Genomic DNA, 18,647 nt, shown 5'->3' with positions numbered 1-18,647 from the left:
GTCGTGCTCATGCCACCGGTGCGTGCCCTCGTCGTCGACCCGGGAGACCCTGGCTCGGTGGGCACCAGGCTCGTCCCGGCGCTGGAGGCCGCCCTGCGGGGCGGTGCCCCCCTCGCGCCGTACCCCGCAGGCACGGTCGAGCCCGTGCTGCCCGACGACGCGCACGCCCCCGACGACCTCGCCCTCTGCGTCGGCACGTCGGGCTCGACCGGTCGGGTCAAGCGAGCCATGCTGACCACGGGCAACCTCGTCACCTCGGCCACCGCGACCCACGAGGTCCTCGGTGGCCCCGGCACGTGGCTGCTCGCCATGCCCGCCCACCACGTCGCCGGGTTGCAGGTGCTGGTGCGCTCGCTCGTCGCCGGCACCGACCCGGGGGTGCTCGACCTGACGCACGGCTTCACCACCGAGGGGTTCGTCACGGCCACCCGGGCGCTGCTGGAGCGCGCACCCGCGCGCACCTACACCGCCGTCGTGCCGACCCAGCTGACCCGGCTGCTCGACGACGCGGAGGGCCGCGCCGGCCTCGCGGCATACGACGGGGTGCTGGTCGGCGGCGCGGCGACGGGCGTCGAGGCCCTCCGCCGGGCGGCGGCAGCGGGGGTGCGGCTCGTGCGCACCTACGGCGGCAGCGAGACCGCCGGGGGCTGCGTCTACGACGGGCTGCCGCTGCCTGTGAGTCACCTGCACATCGACAACGACGGGCACGTCGTGCTCGGGGGGGCGACCGTGGCCCACGGCTACCTCGGTGAGCCCGTGCTCACGGCCGATGCCTTCAGCGTCGACGCCGACGGGGTGCGCTGGTTCCGCACGGACGACCTCGGGCGCCTCGACGACCGGGGCTGCCTGACCATCAGCGGCCGCGCCGACGACCTGATCAACACCGGGGGGCTCAAGGTGACCCCGGGAGCGGTCGAGGACGCGGTGGCACGCTACGTGGCCGGGGTGCGCGACGTCGTGGTCGTCGGCTCGAGCCACCCCACCTGGGGGCAGGCGGTCTCCGTCGCCCTCACCCTCCAGCGTGGCGCACCGCAGCCGACGCTGCGCGACGTGCGCTCGGCGCTGCGCGGCATCCTGCCCGACCACGCCCTGCCCCAGCGGCTGCTGCTGCTTGACGCGATCCCGCAGCGCGGACCGGGCAAGCCGGACCGGCGTGCGCTCACCGAGGCCTTCGATGACACAATGGGAGATAAGCCGGCCCGTCCGTGACGAGGTGGTCGCGGGTCGCAGTCGCAGGAAGGAGCCAGCCATGGCAAGAGTGGTGCTGACGCTGCTCAGTCTGGGGTTGACGATCTACGCCCTGATCGACTGCCTGCAGACTCCCGACGAGCAGGTGCGGCACGTCTCCAAGATCTTCTGGGCCGCCCTCGTCATCCTGGTGCCGTGGGTCGGGCCCCTGAGCTGGCTGATCGCCGGTCGCAAGCGCGACGCGCCGGGAGCCAGCCGTCGCATGCGCGGACCCAAGGGCCCCGAAGACGACCCCGACTTTCTTCGCGGCCTCTGAGCCGTCCCGCGCCGACCCGACCCGACCGAAAGCACCCGACACCCGTGGCCACCCCCTCGCAGTGGATCGACGGCGCGCGCCCGCGCACCCTCCCCGTCGCCGTCGCCCCGGTCGCCGTCGGCACGGCAGCGGCCTTCGCCCGCGGTGAGGCGCAGCTGTGGCCGGCGGTGCTCGCGCTCGTGGTCTCGCTCTCGCTGCAGGTCGGCGTCAACTACGCCAACGACTACTCCGACGGGATCCGCGGCACCGACGACGTGCGGGTCGGCCCGGTGCGTCTGGTCGGGCAGGGGCTGGCCGCGCCGACGCAGGTGCGGATGGCGGCCGGCATCAGCTTCGTCGTGGCCGAGCTGTCGGGCCTGGCCCTGGTGGCGGTCACGAGCACCTGGTGGCTGCTCCTCGTCGGTCTCGGGTGCGTGCTCGCGGCCTGGTACTACACCGGCGGCAAGCGTCCCTACGGCTACTCGGGGCTGGGTGAGATCTTCGTCTTCGTCTTCTTCGGGCTGGTCGCCACCCTCGGCACCGAGTACACCCAAGCCCACTCCATCAGCTGGATGGGCGTGCTGGGGTCGGTCGGCGTCGGCGCACTGGCCTCGGCGATCCTCGTGGCCAACAACCTGCGCGACATCCCGACCGACTCGGTGCAGGGCAAGAACACCCTCGCCGTGCGCATCGGTGACGGGGGCACCCGCGCGCTCTACTACGGGCTGGTCGCCGTCTCGGTTGCCGTGGTGCTGGTGTGTGCCGCGCTGCAGGTCGTCACCCCGCCACCCGCGGACCCCGGGGCGCTCCGGACGCTGTCGCCCCTCGGTCACGGCGCCCCCTCGGCCCTCGTCGCGCTGCCCGCCTACGTCTTCGCCCTCCCCCTGCTGCGGGTGCTGCGCCGGGGCGCCACCGGTCGCGACCTCATCCCCGTCCTCGCGGGCACCGGCCGCTTCCAGCTCGTCTGGTCCCTGCTGCTGGCCGCCGGCATCGCCGCCAGCCCCCACCTCTGACTCCCCTCCCCCTCCCCCCCTCCCCCTCCCCCTCCGCTGCGTTCCAAACTAGGGAAACCCTTGGTTCCGCGCGGCCGTAGCAGCCCAAACCAAGGGTTTCCCTAGTTTGGAACGCACGCGCGGAGGGGGGCTCGGGTTGTCCACAGGATCCGCTCGTGGACGCACGTCCACAGGCTGTTCCCGGGCGCCTGTCCCTCTGCGACCTTGTCGTGCAGGGTTCGGTCGTGCGCTCTCCAGACCTGCCGGCCGTCTTCACGACGTCCGACGCCCGTAAGGCGGGTGTCGGGGAGTGGCGCCTGCGGGGTCTCGTTGACAGTGGGCACGTCCAACGGCTCCGCCGGGGCCTGTATGCCGTGAAGGAACCGCCGCCCGTCGGTGCAGCGCGCGCCACGGCGTACCGGGCCCTGGTGCTGGCATCCGGCGCGGCCCACGGGCAGGTCGACACGGTCAGCCACCTGAGCGCCGCGGCCCTGCACGGACTGCCGCTCCCGCTCGGCCGTCTCGACACCGTGCACGTGACCCGGGTGTCGGGCTGGCCGCGTGGCTGGCGGGCACGCGGGCTGTGGGTGCACCACGCCGACTCCACGGAGGCGTCGCTCGAGCTCGTGGACGGCGTCCTCGTGACGAGCGTCGCCCGGACCGTCGCCGACTGCCTGCGCGCCCACCCGCCCCGCGTCAGCGTCCCCATCGCCGACGCGGCCCTGCACCGAGGTCTGGTCACCGGTCGGGAGGTGTGGGACGAGATCGCGCTGCAGTGCCACTGGGTGGGTCGGGTGCTGCGCACTGACGTCGCGCTCCCGCTCGTTGACGGACGGCGGGAGTCGTGGCTGGAGTCCTACGCGGCAGTGCTCTTCCACGAGTGGGGCATCGACCCTCCGGTGCCCCAGCTGCTCGTGCTCGACGACGCGCAGCGGTTCGTCGCCCGGGTCGACGCGGGCTGGGAGGAGGACGCGACGGTCCTCGAGATCGATGGAAGCCAGAAGTACCTTCTGCCGCAGAGCTCCACAGCTCAGCGAGTTGTCGACCCCCACGCGGCCTTCAGGGCCGAGAAGGCGAGGTACGACGCCCTCGGCAACCTCGGTCTCGAGCGCGTGCGGTTCGGGCTCGACGACCTGCTGAAGCACCGCGCGCGGGTCGAGCGACACGTCCGCGACCGTCGGGGCCACGGCTCCCGGGCGCGCTTCACGGGACGGTTCGAGCGTCTACCAGCCCTGACGATCCCCTGGTTCTGACCGACCCGCTGCCGCCAACTCGCGCCCCTTGCGCGTTCCGAACCAGGGAAACCCTTGGTTCTGAGGGCTGGGGTGGCCTCAAACCAAGGGTTTCCCTTGTTTGGAACGCGCATGCGGTGGGTCAGCGGGGGTGATCGCCCAGCTCGGCGTCCTCGGCTTCCTCGTCCTCGCCCACGGCCTCACGGCGGCGCTCCGCCCGCTCCGACATCTTGGCCTCGAGCCGGCGGGTCATGGCATCACGGTCGCGACGCAGGAAGACGTACGAGACGACGACGGAGGCCACCGCGGCGGCGCCGAGCAGCAGCGGCTGCTGGTCCTGGCTGCGCAGCCCCAGCAGCCAGAAGACGATGAGGCTGAGGAGGAAGATCATCAGCCGCATGACGGTGTAGCGCAGGACGGTGTTCTTCATCGGCCACGTCCTACTTCAGGCCGGAGTAGCTGTGCAGACCGCTCGCGTAGAGGTTGACGACGGTGAAGTTGAGGATCACGCAGACGTAGCCCACCAGCGCGATGGCCATCGCCCGCTTGGGCTCCCAGCCCGCAGTCGCGCGCGCGTGCATGTAGGCCGCGTAGATGACCCAGATGACGAAGGTCCAGACCTCCTTCGGGTCCCACGTCCAGTAGGCGCTCCACGCCTTCTGCGCCCAGATCGCGCCCGCGATGAGGGTGAAGGTCCACAGGATGAAGCCCACCATGTTGAGCCCGTATGCCGTGCGCTCCAGCCGCGCCGCCGACGGCAGCGACTCCATGAAGGTCGCCTTCGACGACGGGATCTCCTCCCGCTTGCGCTTGACGAGGTAGACGATGCCCATCGAGAAGCCGATGGTGAAGACGCCGACGGCCAGGATCGCGACCATCACGTGGATGACCAGCCACACGCTCTTGAGGGCCGGCACGAGCTCGGCCGCCTCGGTGTAGAACGCGAAGAGAGCCAGGCCCAGCGTCAGCAGCACGGGGCCGACGACGAAGAGGCCGAGCCACTCCCACCGGTTGCGCTTGACGAGCACGCTGAAGCCGAGGGCCACCGCAGCCGCGCCCGCGACCGCGAACTCGAACATGTTGCCCCACGGCGGGCGCATGACGGCGATCCCGCGCATCACGACGGACGCGATGATGATCGCGGTGCCGAGCCAGGTGACGGCGACGGCCATTCCGGCGGTCTTGCGGGCCCGCGGCGACGGCTCGGCGGCGACGGTGCCCGACCCGTCGTCGAACCCGTCTGCACCTACCGCCTGGGCAGTCGTGTCGGCGGTCGTGTCGGCGCTCGCCTCGGCGTCCGGCCCACCGGCGCCGACCAGCGCCTTGGACCGCTTCGGGGCCACCGTGCGGGTGCGCTCGACCCGCTCGGGGCCCAGGGCCGCGAGGTGGAACGCGAAGAGGAGCATCGCGATCGTGAACACCGCCATGGCGGAGTAGAGCGCGAGGTTGGAGAGGCTGACGAGCGTCCTCGAGACGTCACCGGTCATGGCGTGTCCGTTCTTCGTTGAGCTCGTCGCGCAGCACGGTGAGCAGCGCGGCGAGGCCGGGGTCGGCGTTCTTGGCGAGTCCACCGATGGTCACCACGGTACGTGGTGCAGGGGGCTCGGGTGCATCTGGTGCGGCATCCACCGGGGTGGGAGCCGGAGACACCCGGATGAAGACCCGCCGGCGCCGCACGAGCAGCGACGCCATCAGGCCCAGCAGGATGGCGAGGGCCGCTCCGAGCGTGAACCCCTTGCCGGGGTCGACGCGGGCCGAGAGCCCCGCCCACCGCTCGATGCGGTCGAAGGTCACGCTGCCCCGGCCGCCGGGCAGCTGGTAGGACTGACCCGGCTTGAGCTGGATCAGGAGCGGCTTGCCCGAGGGGCCGTCGACCGGGGTCAGGCCGGCCTTGCCGAGGCTGTAGACCGACTGCGGAGCATTGCCGGGGTAGAGGGTGCCCTCCCAGACCGACAGGGCGAGCTCGGGGGCGAGCAGGTCGGGGAAGGTCGAGACCGGGCCGTTGGCGAAGGACGTGGCCGCCGTCGGCATGAAGACGCCGCTGAAGCCGAGCTGCTTCGGGCTCGCCGCCGGCACCTTGACTGCCCCGGTCGACGTGTAGTTGTTGTCCTGGGCCAGGAACGGCGTGGCCTCCGAGTAGAGCACCGCGCCCTTGGCGTCCCGCACCGTGATGACGGGCGAGTAGCCGTTGCCGAGCAGGAAGACGTCGACGCCGTCGAGGGTCACCGGGTTGTTGGGGCTGATGGTCTGGGTCTTCGGCAGGTCGCCGGGCGCCCCGGTGGTGCGCACGTTGGCCGTGAACTCGCGGGGCGCGCCGAGCTGCGCGCCGCCCACCTGCTCCTCGAAGCGCACGTCGAGCCTGGTCAGGTCGATAGTGAAGGGCGGCAGGTCGTCGAGGTTGGTCAGCGGCCCGGGGCTCATGGTGTTGAAGGACCCGACGGTCGAGGCGAACGACTCGCCCTCGCTGACGATCACGTCGCCTCGCCACCCGACGAGGTGGCTCGCGGCCACCCCGATGATGAGGGCGCAGAGCGAGATGTGGAAGACGAGGTTACCGGTCTCGCGCAGATAGCCGCTCTCGGCGCTCACCGACGCGTCGTCGTGCGAGTTGACCCGAAACCGCTTGCGGCGCAACAGCTTCGAGGCCGCAGCCTGGGCCTCGGCCGGGGTACCGGCATACGTGAAGGTGAGGTGCTCGGGCAGCCGCTCGAGGCGGCGGGGGGCCCGTGGCGGCTGGGCGCGCATGGCCCGCCAGTGCAGCCGGCTGCGCGGCACGATGCAGCCGACGAGCGACACGACGAGGAGCAGGTAGATCGAGGCGAACCACGGCGAGGAGTAGACGTCGAAGACGCTGAGCCGGTCGAGGACCGGCCCGAGGGACTGGTGCGCCGCGAGGTAGTCGGTCACCCGCACCGAGTCGATCGAGCGCTGCGGGAAGATCGACCCCGGCACGGCCGCGACCGAGAGCAGCAGCAGCAGGAAGAGCGCCGTGCGCATCGAGGTGAGCTGTCGCCAGGCCCAGCGAGCCCAGCCGATCGGGCCGAGGCGCGGCTGGGTGATGGGCTCACGCGGCGGTGGTACGGATCCGCCCGGCGTCGGCGCTGCGCCACCGGTGGCCTGGGTGTCGGTCCTGGTCGTCATCTAGAGCACCGTCCTGTAAGAGGCGGCGTAGGCACCGAAGAGGTGGGCCTGCAGCCAGGCGGTCACGTCGGTCCAGGTGCCCGTGAGCATCAGCACTCCGACGACCAGCAGGAGTCCGGCGCCGAAGCGGTGGATCGCCTTCTGGTGTCGCCGGATCCACGTCGTGCGACCGAAGCGTGAGTAGGCTCCGGCGATCACGAGGAACGGCACCCCCAGCCCGAGTGAGTAGGCCAGCGCCAGCAGCACCCCCCGGGCCACGACGCCGCCGTCCCCGCCGAGGGGCGCGTTGATCGCGAGGATCGCCCCCAGCGTCGGCCCGGTGCACGGCGCCCAGCCGAGGGCGAAGACGGCCCCCAGCATCGGCGCACCGACCATGCCTGCCGGGGCGCGCCACCGGGGCGCGAGCGTCCGCTGGGAGCCGAGCCGCTCACCCACCCCGAGGAAGACCAGGGCCATCACGATGACGACGCCACCACCGACCCGGGTCAGCAGGTCGAGGTGCTCGCGCAGGGCGAAGCTCGCCGCCGACACGACGACCCCGAGCGCCATGAAGACGACCGAGAAGCCCAGGACGAAGAGCAGCGTGCCGAGCACGAGCCGCGAGCGACGACGCTCCTGCAGCGACACGTCCGACAGCCCGGTGACGTAGCCCAGGAAGCCCGGCACGAGCGGCAGCACGCACGGCGACGCGAACGACACGAAGCCCGCCGCGACCGCCACGACGACGGCGATCGGCAGGGCACCGGTCGCGACCGGTGAGCTCAGGGCCAGGGACGTCATCACCAGCAGCTCACGGCCTCAGGCCTTCTCGGCGAGCACGTCGTCGATGAGGGCGGTCAACGTCGACTCGGTCGTCCCGCCGAGCACGCGGGCGGCGATGCGCCCCTGCCGGTCGAGCACGAGGGTCGTGGGAGTCGTGGTCGCCCGGCCCTGGAGCGCCAGCAAGGGCTGGCCGCCACTGCCCTGGTCGCTGATCGAGGGGTAGGTCACCTTCCGCGACGCCAGGAACGCGGCCGCGGTGACGGGCTGGTCACGGGTGTCGACACCGATGAAGGCCACGGGTGCACCGGCCTTCTCGTAGGACGCCCACGCCGACTGCAGGTGGGGCAGCTCCTCGATGCAGGGGGGGCACCAGACGCCCCAGACGTTGACGACCACGACCTTGCCCGCTCCGTCGGCGGCCATCGACCACCGGGCCCCCGTCACGGTCGTGCCCGACAGCGCCAGCGGCTGCTGCCGCCGCGATGCGGGCAGCTGCTCGACCGTGCCGTCGCCGGCGACGAAGCCCTTGTTGTCACCGGCCCTGGCCGCGTCGGCGACCGACTGCGTCGTGCTGCTGTTGCATCCGGCCAGCGCCACTCCGGCGCCGAGCAGCAGGGTCGCGAGCAGTGCACCGGGCCGACGCGGCATCCGGGAGGTCATGCGCCGACGACCGCGGAGGCGCCGGGCAGCAGGTGCCGGGCAGGCTCGCTGTAGGTGATCGAGCGCAGCTCGTCGCCGTCGTACTCCAGCGAGGTCAACGAGGCCAGGCTGCACTCGCGGCTGCGCGGGTCGTGCCACAGGCGGCGCCCCTCGAGCTGGCAGCGTGTCGTCCAGATCGGCAGCTGGTGCGACACGACGACGGCCTCGTGGCCGCGGGCGGCGTCGCGAGCGTCGGCCACGGCGGGAAGCATCCGCGCCACGATCTCGGTGTAGGGCTCGCCCCAGCTGGGGCGGAAGGGGTTGATGAGCCGGGGCCACACCGTAGGCCGGGTGAGCGAGCCCGGCCCGGCACCGAAGGTCTTGCCCTCGAACCAGTTGGCGGCCTCGATCACCCGGTCGTCGGTGGCGACCGTCAGCCCGTGCGCGCCGGCGACCGCGGCGGCGGTCTCCTGGGCGCGCTCGAGGGACGAGGCGACGACCCGCACGACGTCGTGCGCGGCGAGGTGCTCGCCGACGACCGCAGCCATCTCGCGGCCGAGCTCGCTGAGGTGATACCCCGGGAGACGCCCGTAGAGGACGCCTTCGGGGTTGTGCACCTCGCCGTGGCGCATCAGGTGGACCACGGTGCGCTCGCTCATCAGGCCGCTCCAGACCCAGCCGGAGTCCCCGCCGCCGCCGCGGCCTGCGCCGCGGCGGGCAGCGCCCGCAGCACGTGCTCGACGGCCTCGTCGTCGTGCGAGGCGCTGACGAACCACGACTCGTAGGCGCTCGGCGGCAGGTGCACACCCTGGCTGAGCATCGAGTGGAAGAAGGCCCGGAAGGCGTCGGTCGACTGCTCACGGGCTTCGTCGTAGTTGGTGACCTGCCCCTCGCGGAAGAACACGCTGAACATCGAGCCCGCCCACTGCACCCGGTGCGCGACCCCCTCGGCGGAAAGCGCCGCGGAGGCCCCGTCGGCGATCGTGTGCGCCACCAGGCCGATCCGGTCGTAGACCTCGTCGGTGCACCCGCGCAGGGTCGCCAGTCCGGCGGCTGACGCGATGGGGTTACCGGACAGGGTGCCCGCCTGGTAGACCGGGCCCATCGGGCTGAGCATGGCCATAATGTCGCGCCGTCCGCCGAAGGCGGCCGCGGGGAAGCCCCCGCCCATGACCTTGCCGAAGGTGAAGAGGTCGGGGGCTCCCCCGGCATACGGGCCCTCGAGGCCGTACCACCCGCTGCGCGAGCATCGGAAGCCCGTCATGACCTCGTCGGAGACCAGCAGCGCGCCGTGCGCGGAGGTGACCCGCCGCAGCGCGTCGGTGAAGCCGGGGGCCGGCGGCACGACCCCCATGTTGCCCGGCGAGGCCTCGGTGATGATGCAGGCGATCTCACCGCCTCGGGCGGCAAACGCTGCCTCAAGAGCGGGAATGTCGTTGTAGGGCAATACGATCGTCTCGGCGGCCGCGCTGGCGGGCACTCCCGCGGAGTCGGGCAGACCGAAGGTCGCGATGCCCGAGCCGGCGGCGGCCAGGAGCGCGTCGACGTGGCCGTGGTAGCACCCGGCGAACTTCACGACGACCGACCGGCCGGTGAATCCGCGGGCCAGCCGGATCGCCGTCATCGTGGCCTCGGTGCCCGAGTTGACCAGGCGCACCTCCTGCACCGGCTCGACCCGCGCGACGATCTCCTCGGCCAGAGCGACCTCGTTCTCGCTCGGCGTACCGAAGCTGAAGCCGCGGGTCGCCGCATCCTGCACGGCCGCGACGACGTCGGGGTGGGCGTGCCCGAGGATCATCGGGCCCCAGGAGCAGATGAGGTCGACGTAGCGGCGGCCGTCGGCGTCGGTGAGCCAGGGGCCGGCCGCCGAGGCAATGAAGCGCGGGGTGCCGCCAACGGCACGGAAGGCCCGGACCGGCGAGTTGACCCCGCCGGGAATCACCTCGAGCGCGCGCTCGAACAGCGCCTGTGAGGCGGGGGCCTCGAGCGGGTAGCCGCCGAGGTGGGGGTCGGCGGACGTGGCTGCCGGTGAGGTCATGGGCCCATTGTCGCAAGCCCACCTGAGAACGGTCGCGCCCGGTGGGGCCATGGTGACCCACTGCACACCGACCGGCGGCGGGACGCCGTACGCAGGGGCGCTGGTGACCTGCTGGCGCCGCGCGCCCGGCGGGGTCGGGTCAGGCGTTCTCGGGCCGGTCGCTGGCGGCGACGGCCACGCTCTCGGGGCACCGGTCGGTGTCGGGCTGGGCCTCGACGACCCGCGCCATGGCCTCCCCGAGAGTCGCGAACTGCTGCGCCGAGACCAGGTCGAGCAGGTGGCGCCGCACGCTCGAGACGTGGGCGACCGCGACGTCGAGCACCCGTTGCGCGCCCTCGGGGGTGAGCACGAGCTCGACCCCGCGGCGGTCGTTCTCACAGGGCTGCCGCACGACCCAGCCACGCCGTTCGAGACGAGTGGCCGTGTGGGTCAGGCGACTTCGAGACTGCACCACGAGCTCGGCCAGCTCCGACATCCGCAGCCGGTGGAGCGGCGACTCGCTGAGCATCGAGATGATCTCGTACTCCGAGAGCGCCAGCCCGTGGTCCTGCAGGTCGCGGTCGAGAGCCTCTTCGAGCATGCGCGTGCCGCGCAGGTAGGCGCGCCACGCTCTCTGCTCGTCGTCGTCGAGCCAGCGGGTCTGGTCGGGCATCGGGTCCTCTGATCGCGTCTCGGTCGGCTCATCTTGTCACCGTCGTCCATATAGTTTAACATTCAATTCAGCGTGGCGACGGCCAGGACGCACCGCCCGGCGCCCGAGAACCTCTCGATCCTATTGTCCCCGACCCAAGGAGCAGCTCATGGCCAGCATCACCGACCTCACCCCCGGCACCTGGACCGTCGACCCGACCCACAGCGAGCTGAGCTTCACCGCCCGGCACCTGATGGTGACCAAGGTCCGCGGCAAGTTCACCGACTTCGCCGGCAGCGTCGAGGTGACGGAGCCCGTCTCCGCCTCCGTCGTCACCGCCACCGCCAAGCTCGCGTCGGTCGACACCGGCAACGCCGACCGCGACGGTCACGTGCGCGGCGAGGACTTCTTCGACGTGGAGAAGAACCCCGAGATGACCTTCGTCTCGACCTCCGTCTCCGACTCCGAGCTCGTCGGCGACCTCACGATCAAGGGCGTGACGAAGTCGGTCACCTTCGACGTCGACTTCAACGGTGTCGCCACCGACCCGTGGGGCAACACCAAGGCCGGCTTCGAGGCCACCACCGAGATCAATCGCAAGGACTGGGGCCTGAACTGGAACGCGGCCCTCGAGGGTGGCGGCGTGCTCGTCTCCGAGAAGGTCAAGATCGCCCTCGACATCCAGCTCCTCAAGAGCTGACCCAGAGCAACCCCCCCACCCGCTTGTTGCAGTGAGCGCCGGATAAGTCGGGCGCTGGTGGCCTGATTCAAGGGTCTCACCGCAACAAGTGGGTTGGGGACTGGCTGCGCGAAGATCGTCCACAGCCTGACGGTGCCTGCTGTCGTCCACAGGCCAGTCCGGCGTTCCTTCCCTCAAGCCTGCGTGGACCCTCACCCTGCGGGGGTGATCGACATCCCCGCCGTGCTCGACGGCCTGCCGCCGGTCTTCACCCTCCAGCAGGCGGCGGCCCGTCCCGCCACGTCGTCGCCCGCGGTGTGCGATCAGGTGCCGTACGACGACTCGCTGGCGGGATCTTCGCGCGGGCCCCGCCTGGGACGGAGGGATCCTCCCGACCTCGCGCCACCTCCTGCTGACCCGGGTGGCTAGCCAACCCGCGAGGTCCGGTGCGACTCGAGCCGGGCGCGCTACCCCACCACCAGGTGACGAGCACCGACGGACTGTGTGTGACGTCGGTAGCCAGGACCGTGTGCGACTGCCTGCGGACGCTGCCGCTCCCGGACGCCGTCGCCGTGCTGGACGCCGCCGTCGGTCGTGGTCTCGTCACCGCCGAGGAGGTCGTGCTGGTCCGGCGGACCCAGTTCCGCTGGCCAGGAGCCACCCGCATCGATCGTGGCCTCGAGCTGCACGACCCCATCCGGGAGAGCTGGCTCGAGTCGAGGGCCATCTCGGACCTCTGGCTCCTCGGCATCGCCCTGCCCGAGTGCCAGGTCAGCGTTCTCTCAGCCCGTGGGGAGTTCCTGGGCCGACCTGAGGCGATCTGGCGCCGGCACGGCGTCGTCCTCGAGCTCGACGGACCGGGGCAAGCAGCTGCCCCGGGTGACCGGCTCTGCCGTCCCCGTCGCGACCAACCCCGACCAGATGGCACGCCTCGTGGCGGACGTCGCCCTCCGCCACGACCCGTCCCCGGCGACCTCTTGCGGTCAGCACCGCGAAATGTGGCCGAAGGGCCTGAGTCCGCGGTCCTCGCCGCAGCAAGTGGGACCGGGGGGCGGGGGGTGGGTGGGGGTGCGGGTGGTCAGGGGGTGAGCCAGGCGGCGGCTTCGAGTGCGTAGTAGGTCAGGATGACCTGGGCGCCGGCACGCTTGATGCTGGTCAGGGCTTCGAGGGCGCACCGCTTCCGGTCGATCCAGCCGTGCGCGGCGGCCGCCTCGATCATGGAGTACTCCCCCGAGATCTGGTATGCCGCGACCGGCACGTCGGCGATCTCCCTCGCCGCCGCGATGACGTCGAGGTAGGGGAGACCGGGCTTGACCATCACGAGGTCGGCGCCCTCGTCGAGGTCGAGCCGGATCTCGCGCAGCGACTCGGTGAGGTTGGCCGGGTCCTGCTGGTAGGTGGCGCGGTCGCCCTCGAGCGAGGACCCCACGGCCTCGCGGAAGGGCCCGTAGAACCCGGAGGCGTACTTCGCGGCGTAGGCCAGCACGATGACGTCGTCGAAGCCCTCGGCGTCGAGCGCGGCACGCACGACGGCGACCTGGCCGTCCATCATCCCGCTCGGCCCGACCACGTGCGCACCGGCGCGAGCCTGCGCGACAGCCATCTCGGCATACCGCGCCAGCGTCGCGTCGTTGTCGACGCGACCGCGCGAGTCGAGCACCCCGCAGTGGCCGTGGTCGGTGAACTCGTCGAGGCACAGGTCGGCCATGAGCACCAGGTCGTCGCCGCACGTCTCGCGCACCCGCCGCAGGGCGAGGTTGAGGATGCCGTCGTCATCGGTGCCGCCGGAGCCCACGGCGTCCTTGCCCGACTCGAGCGGCACCCCGAAGACCATCATCCCGCCGATGCCTGCCGCGACGCACTGGCGCGCGGTCTCGACCAGCGAGTCGAGGCAGTGCTGCACGACACCGGGCATGCTGCCGATCGGCACGGGCGCCTCGGCGCCCTCCTTGACGAAGACCGGCAGCACGAGGTCACGCGGGTGCAGCCGGGTCTCGGCGACCAGCGCGCGAACCGCCGCCGACTGCCGCAGCCGCCGGGGGCGAATGACCGGCCCCGGCCCGTAGGACGCCCCGCCGGTCACCACTACTTGGCCCGCCGCCTCGACGTCGGCTTCTTCTCGCTCGGTCGGCGCACCGGCTCGCCTGCCTCGCGGGCCGCGACGGCCAGGCCGAGCCCGTGGGCCGCGAGGGCGTCGACGAGCGCGTCGGACGACGCCTCGGGTGCGAGGACGTCGACCCGAAGCCCGTGCTCCTCTGCCGTCTTGGCCGTGGCCGGCCCGATCGCGGCGACGACGGTCGACGGGTGCGGCTTGCCGGCGATGCCGACGAGGTTGCGCACCGTCGAGCTCGAGGTGAAGACGACCGCGTCGAAGCGACCCGTCTTGATCGCGTCGCGCACCTCCACCGCCGGGGGCGCGGCGCGCACCGTGCGGTAGGCCGTGACGTCGTCGACCTCCCAGCCCATCCCGACGAGGCCGGCGACGAGGGTGTCGGTGGCGATGTCGGCCCGGGGCAGGAAGACGCGGTTGATCGGGTCGAGCAGGGAGTCGAACTCGGGCCACTCGGCGAGCAGTCCGGCCGCCGACTGCTCACCGCTCGGGACGAGGTCGGGCACGATGCCCCAGGCCCGCAGGGCGTCGGCGGTCACCCCACCGACAGCGGCGATCTTCAGCCCCGAGAAGGCCCGCGCGTCGAGGCCGAACTCGTCGAACTTCTCGCGCACGGCGCGCACGGCGTTGGCCGACGTGAAGCCGACCCACTCGTAGCGGCCGGTGACCAGGCCCTTGACCGCGCGCTCCATCTGCTGGGGGGTGCGGGGCGGCTCGACCGAGATGGTCGGCACGACGTCGGCGCGCGCACCGTAGGACTCCAGGCGCTCCACCGTGGCGCCCGCCTGGTCCTTGGTGCGGGGCACGAGCACGGTCCACCCGAAGAGCGGCTTGGTCTCGAACCACGACATCTCGTCGCGCAGCGACACCGTCGAGCCGACGACGGCGAGCGAGGGGAAGCGCACGGTGGTCGACCGCAGCAGGCTCGCGACGTCGGCCAGGGGGCTGACGTGGGTGACCTGCGAGGTCGTGGTGCCCCGCTCGGTCAGCGCGACCAGGGTCTGCGGCGCGCGGCCGGCCGCCAGCAGCGCCGCGAGCGCCGAGCCCAGTGACTCGGGCACACCCAGCAGCACCACGGTCACGTGGTCGGGCACGTCGGGCGCCCAGTCGTGGTGGGTGTCGCTCGCGCTCACGACGTGGACGGCGGTGGCGGACTTCGACGTGAGAGGGACACCGGCATACGTCGGCACGGCGGTGACCGCACTCACCCCCGGCACGACCTCGAAGCGGATGTCGGCCTTGCGCAGGGCCAGCGCCTCCTCGGCGAGTCCGTTGAACATCGCCGGGTCGCCGTCCATCAGCCGCACGACGAGCCCCTGCTCACCGACGGCCTTGGCGGCCCGCACGAGGATCTTGGCGCGCGAGGCGCGCGTCAGCTCCTCGCCGTGCTCTCCGTGACCGGCGTCGATGATCTCGACGTCGGGCCGCGCGTGGCGCAGCACCATGTCGTCGCGGTTGACCTGGTCGATGACGACGACGTCAGCGGCCGCGAGCTGGTCGCGCGCGCGCAGGGTGACGAGGCCGGGGTCGCCGGGACCGGCGCCGACGAAGGCGACGCGGCCGGGGCGGCTGCCGCGGCGGGGGGTGGCGGTGGTGGGGCTCACTGGGCCTGCTCCGGGAGGTTTCGGGGGGTGGCTGGGTGGTCGTCTCGGGGGCTGCCACCGGACGGCGTGCCGTCCGGTAGCCCGAGTGGTCGCTCACCCGGTGAAGTCGGTGATGTCGGTGGTGTCGGTGGTGTCGGTGGTGTCGGTGGAATCGCCTGACCCGGTGTCGAGACCGTGAGCTCGGCGGCGCCGTCCTCGAGGAGCACGGCGGCGAGCCGGCGCCCGAGGCCGACCGGGTCGTCGAGCGGCCCGACGGCCGAGCGTCGTAGGTCGACCGTGCCGTCCTCCGACCCGACGAACGCCCGCAGCGACAGCTCGACCCCGTCGTCACCCTCGACCACCTCGGCCAGTGCGCCGACCGGGGCTGTGCACCCGGCCTCGAGCGCGGCCAGCAGGGCCCGCTCGGCCGTGGTGGTGGCCCGGGTGTCGGGGTCGTCGAGCCGCGCGAGCACCTCGAGCAGGGCGGTGCGGTCGGCGCGGCACTCGATCGCCAGCGCTCCCTGCCCCGGCGCGGGGAGCATCTGCAGGGGGTCGAGGGTCTCGCTCACCTCGGCGAGGCGGCCGAGCCGCGCCAGTCCGGCCCGGGCCAGCACCACGGCGTCACAGCGGCCGGAGTGCACCAGAGCGATCCGGGTGTCGACGTTGCCTCGCACGGGCTGCACGTCGAGGCCGAGGCCGAGGGCGCGCAGCTGCGACGACCGCCGAGGTGAGCCGGTGCCGACGACCGCACCCTCGGGCAGCTCGCCCAGGGTGAGCCCGTCGCGGGCGACCAGCACGTCACGCACGTCCTCTCGCTGCGGCGTGGCGGCGACGACGAGGCCGGGCTCCGGCTGGGTCGGGAGGTCCTTCAGCGAGTGGACTGCGAGGTCGATCTCGCCCTCGAGCAGCGCGCGACGGATCGCGGCAGCGAAGACCCCTGTGCCACCGATCTCGGTCAGCAGCGCCGAGCTGGTGTCACCGACGGTCGTGATCTCGACCAGCTCGACCTCCTGCCCGAGCTCGCGCAGCCGCTGCGCCACCCACGACGACTGGGTCGTCGCGAGCGCACTGCGCCGCGTCCCCAACCGCAGGGTGGCGGCCGTGGAGGGGTCGGTGACGACGTGGGCGACGGTGGTCACGAGCCGCCCCCGAGCCCCGGTACGACGCCTCCGGGCGAGACCGCGCCGACCGCGCCGACCGAGGGCGGGCCGGGGGGGACGGAGACCGACGCCACGTCGTGCGGGTCGAGGTCGAAGAGCTCGCGGAGCGCGGCGGCGTAGTCGCCACCGTGGCCCTCGCTGGTCAACTCCTTGATGCGCACCGTCGGCTTGTGCAGCAGCTTCTCGACGATGCGGTGCACCGTGCGCTGCACCTCGCGGCGGGCCGCCTCGTCGAGGTCCGGCAGCTTCTGGTCGAGCCGCACGAGCTCGGCGTCGACGACCTCGTGGGCGCGCGAGCGCAGGGCGGCGAGCGTCGGCGCCACCGACTGCTGCACCATCCGGTCGGTGAGGTAGGACGCCACCTCGGCGGTCACGAGGTCGGTCACCGCCGTGACCTCGGGCAGCACCGCCGACGCGGTGAGGGCGGCGAGCCGGGTGCCGAGCTCGTCGAGCCCGACGAGGGTCACACCCGGCAGACCGGCCGCGGCGGGGTGGACGTCGCGCGGCAGGGCGAGGTCGAGGAGCACCATCGGACGACCGTCGCGGGTGGCGCTGGCGCGCGCCACGGCGTCGACCCCGATGAGGTGGCCGAGCGACCCGGTCGAGGTGATGACCACGTCGGCCTGCGCCAGGGCGTCGTCGAGCTCGGTCAGCGGGCGGGCGGTGCCACCCGTCGACTCGGCGAGGCGGCGGGCCTTGCCCGGGGTGCGGTTGACGATGGTGAGGGCTGCGGTCCCGTGCCGGGCCACGGTGGTCGCCGCGAGGCTGCTCATGCCACCGGCGCCCACGACGAGCACGTGCGCCCCCGTGAGCGGGCCCACCTGCTCGACGGCCGCCTCGAGACCGGTCTCGACCAGCGAGTGCGACACCCGGTCGATCGCGGTCTCGCTGTGGGCGCGCTTGCCGACCCGCAGCGCCTGCTGGAAGAGGAAGTTGAGGGACGGGCCGGCAGTGCCCCCCTGCTGGGCCGAGCGGAGAGCCGCCCGCAGCTGGCCGAGGACCTGGGCCTCGCCGACCGCCATCGAGTCGAGGCCGCAGGCGACCGAGTAGGCGTGAGCGACGGCTCGATCCTCGTAGTGCACGTAGAGGTGCGAGCTGAGGGCGCTGATGTCGACGGCGGCGGCGGCGGCGAGCGCCTCGCCGATGGTGGCTACGGCGCCGTGGAAGGTGACCGCCTCGGCATACACCTCGAGGCGGTTGCACGTGGAGACCACGACCGTCTCCGCGATCGCGTCACCGACGCGCACCCGGCTGGCGAGCAGCGCGGCGTCGGCCGACGAGGCCGCCTCGAGCAGCGACATCGGGGCGGTGCGGTGCGAGAGACCGATCACGAGGACGCTCATCGGGCCACCCCGAGGGGGGTGACGGAGGGCTCGGTGGTGTCGGCCAGGGCCTTGCGCTGCTCGTGGAAGGCCAGCACGTGCAGCTCGGTCGACAGGTCGACCCGACGGACGTCGACGCCAGGGGGCACGTTGAGCACCAGGGGAGCGAAGTTGAGCACGGAACGCACACCGGCCGCGACGAGGGTGTCGCAGACCAGCTGCGCCGAGGGGGCCGGGGTGGCGATGACGCCGATGCTGATGCCCCGGGAGGCGATGACGTCGTCGAGCACCGCCACGGCTTCGACCGTGATGCCGTCGATCACCGTGCCGACCAGGTCCGGGTCGGCGTCGAACAGCGCTGCGACGTGGAAGCCGCCGGTCGCGAAGCCGCTGTAGGCCGCGAGGGCCCGGCCGAGGTTGCCCATGCCGACGATGGCGACCGGCCAGTCCTGGGTCAGCCCGAGGGCCCGCGAGATCTCCATCACGAGGTGCTCGACCTCGTAACCGACCCCCCGGACGCCGTACGACCCGAGGTGGCTGAGATCCTTGCGCAGCTGGGTCGATCGGACGCCCGCCGCGGTGGCGAGCTCTTCCGAGGAGACCGAGGAGACGCCGCGTGAGGCGACGTCGCGAAGCGCCCGGAGGTACTCCGGGAGCCGGGCTACGGTCGCATCGGGGATGTCCCGACGGATCGCGGGGTCGGCAGACATCGACTTCGTCACCGGCTCCTTTCACTGTCTGCCGGTCCGGATGGCCCTCGGAGGGACCACCGGCCAGGACGGGAGCGCTCAAACACACGTCAGCGTAGGCGTTTGTGAACGCCTGCACAAAGTTGCGCCGCGGCACCAGCCGTGCTGCACGGGCCTCGCCCTGCG

The 18,647-nt window shown here is 72.4% G+C and carries 19 protein-coding genes; 6 read left to right on the top strand and 13 right to left on the bottom strand.

Annotated elements, in window-relative coordinates; translation table 11 throughout:
• The first annotated feature begins 9 nt into the window (after positions 1-9).
• From menE to V3N99_14660, 4 genes are all read left to right on the top strand, one after another.
• Positions 10-1,209: an o-succinylbenzoate--CoA ligase gene (menE, locus tag V3N99_14675; protein ID MEO3937984.1), complete on the top strand. Its 1,200-nt coding sequence runs from the start codon at positions 10-12 to the stop codon at positions 1,207-1,209.
• A 40-nt stretch (positions 1,210-1,249) separates the two neighbouring features.
• Positions 1,250-1,504 (top strand): PLD nuclease N-terminal domain-containing protein, encoded by a 255-nt coding sequence (locus V3N99_14670; GenBank protein ID MEO3937983.1) that lies wholly within the window; start codon positions 1,250-1,252, stop codon positions 1,502-1,504.
• A gap of 44 nt (positions 1,505-1,548) precedes the next feature.
• Positions 1,549-2,496 (top strand): 1,4-dihydroxy-2-naphthoate polyprenyltransferase, encoded by a 948-nt coding sequence (locus V3N99_14665; protein MEO3937982.1) that lies wholly within the window; start codon positions 1,549-1,551, stop codon positions 2,494-2,496.
• Positions 2,497-2,720: 224 nt separating this feature from the next.
• Complete coding sequence (locus V3N99_14660) at positions 2,721-3,728, top strand: type IV toxin-antitoxin system AbiEi family antitoxin domain-containing protein (GenBank protein ID MEO3937981.1); 1,008 nt, start codon at positions 2,721-2,723, stop codon at positions 3,726-3,728.
• A gap of 121 nt (positions 3,729-3,849) precedes the next feature.
• Here V3N99_14660 and V3N99_14655 read toward each other — a convergent pair whose 3' ends face one another.
• The 8 genes from V3N99_14655 to V3N99_14620 all read right to left on the bottom strand — a co-directional run bounded on the left by V3N99_14655 (position 3,850) and on the right by V3N99_14620 (position 10,939).
• A complete protein-coding gene (locus V3N99_14655; GenBank protein ID MEO3937980.1) occupies positions 3,850-4,137 on the bottom strand; it encodes a DUF4229 domain-containing protein in 288 nt (95 codons plus the stop codon).
• A gap of 10 nt (positions 4,138-4,147) precedes the next feature.
• A complete protein-coding gene (ccsB, locus tag V3N99_14650) occupies positions 4,148-5,194 on the bottom strand; it encodes a c-type cytochrome biogenesis protein CcsB (protein ID MEO3937979.1) in 1,047 nt (348 codons plus the stop codon).
• Positions 5,184-6,848, bottom strand: a complete 1,665-nt coding sequence (locus V3N99_14645) for a cytochrome c biogenesis protein ResB (GenBank protein ID MEO3937978.1) — start codon at positions 6,846-6,848, stop codon at positions 5,184-5,186. The genes ccsB and V3N99_14645 overlap by 11 nt, the downstream gene beginning before the upstream one ends.
• Positions 6,849-7,628: a cytochrome c biogenesis protein CcdA gene (locus V3N99_14640; protein ID MEO3937977.1), complete on the bottom strand. Its 780-nt coding sequence runs from the start codon at positions 7,626-7,628 to the stop codon at positions 6,849-6,851.
• A gap of 18 nt (positions 7,629-7,646) precedes the next feature.
• Positions 7,647-8,258: a TlpA disulfide reductase family protein gene (locus tag V3N99_14635; protein MEO3937976.1), complete on the bottom strand. Its 612-nt coding sequence runs from the start codon at positions 8,256-8,258 to the stop codon at positions 7,647-7,649.
• 8 nt (positions 8,259-8,266) lie between these two features.
• Positions 8,267-8,908 carry a histidine phosphatase family protein gene (locus V3N99_14630; GenBank protein ID MEO3937975.1) on the bottom strand — a complete coding sequence of 214 codons (642 nt, stop codon included), beginning with the start codon at positions 8,906-8,908 and terminating at the stop codon, positions 8,267-8,269.
• Positions 8,908-10,287 (bottom strand): glutamate-1-semialdehyde 2,1-aminomutase, encoded by a 1,380-nt coding sequence (hemL, locus tag V3N99_14625; protein ID MEO3937974.1) that lies wholly within the window; start codon positions 10,285-10,287, stop codon positions 8,908-8,910. Before hemL ends, V3N99_14630 begins: the two co-directional genes overlap by 1 nt.
• Before the next feature lie 139 nt (positions 10,288-10,426).
• A complete protein-coding gene (locus tag V3N99_14620) occupies positions 10,427-10,939 on the bottom strand; it encodes a MarR family transcriptional regulator (GenBank protein MEO3937973.1) in 513 nt (170 codons plus the stop codon).
• Positions 10,940-11,087: 148 nt separating this feature from the next.
• Between V3N99_14620 and V3N99_14615 the strand changes: the two genes are divergently transcribed.
• A complete protein-coding gene (locus tag V3N99_14615; protein ID MEO3937972.1) occupies positions 11,088-11,618 on the top strand; it encodes a YceI family protein in 531 nt (176 codons plus the stop codon).
• Between the two features lie 204 nt (positions 11,619-11,822).
• Positions 11,823-12,026, top strand: coding sequence for a hypothetical protein (locus tag V3N99_14610; GenBank protein MEO3937971.1), 204 nt, complete (start codon positions 11,823-11,825; stop codon positions 12,024-12,026).
• 649 nt (positions 12,027-12,675) lie between these two features.
• Here V3N99_14610 and hemB read toward each other — a convergent pair.
• From hemB to V3N99_14585, 5 genes are read right to left on the bottom strand one after another with little or no spacing between them, the layout of a single operon-like run.
• Positions 12,676-13,680 carry a porphobilinogen synthase gene (gene hemB / locus V3N99_14605; protein MEO3937970.1) on the bottom strand — a complete coding sequence of 335 codons (1,005 nt, stop codon included), beginning with the start codon at positions 13,678-13,680 and terminating at the stop codon, positions 12,676-12,678.
• A 2-nt stretch (positions 13,681-13,682) separates the two neighbouring features.
• Positions 13,683-15,311, bottom strand: a complete 1,629-nt coding sequence (locus V3N99_14600; protein ID MEO3937969.1) for a bifunctional uroporphyrinogen-III C-methyltransferase/uroporphyrinogen-III synthase — start codon at positions 15,309-15,311, stop codon at positions 13,683-13,685.
• Entirely contained in the window at positions 15,308-16,429 is a 1,122-nt protein-coding gene (gene hemC / locus V3N99_14595) for a hydroxymethylbilane synthase (protein ID MEO3937968.1), read from the bottom strand. Before hemC ends, V3N99_14600 begins: the two co-directional genes overlap by 4 nt.
• Positions 16,426-17,793, bottom strand: coding sequence for a glutamyl-tRNA reductase (locus V3N99_14590; protein ID MEO3937967.1), 1,368 nt, complete (start codon positions 17,791-17,793; stop codon positions 16,426-16,428). Before V3N99_14590 ends, hemC begins: the two co-directional genes overlap by 4 nt.
• Positions 17,790-18,482 (bottom strand): redox-sensing transcriptional repressor Rex, encoded by a 693-nt coding sequence (locus V3N99_14585; GenBank protein ID MEO3937966.1) that lies wholly within the window; start codon positions 18,480-18,482, stop codon positions 17,790-17,792. Before V3N99_14585 ends, V3N99_14590 begins: the two co-directional genes overlap by 4 nt.
• Positions 18,483-18,647 lie beyond the last annotated feature (165 nt).

Source organism: Dermatophilaceae bacterium Soc4.6, assembly GCA_039889245.1.
GTDB lineage: Bacteria > Actinomycetota > Actinomycetes > Actinomycetales > Dermatophilaceae > Lapillicoccus.
The sequence above is the reverse complement of the archived record's forward strand: the minus strand, read 5'-3'. Positions and strand labels throughout refer to the sequence as shown.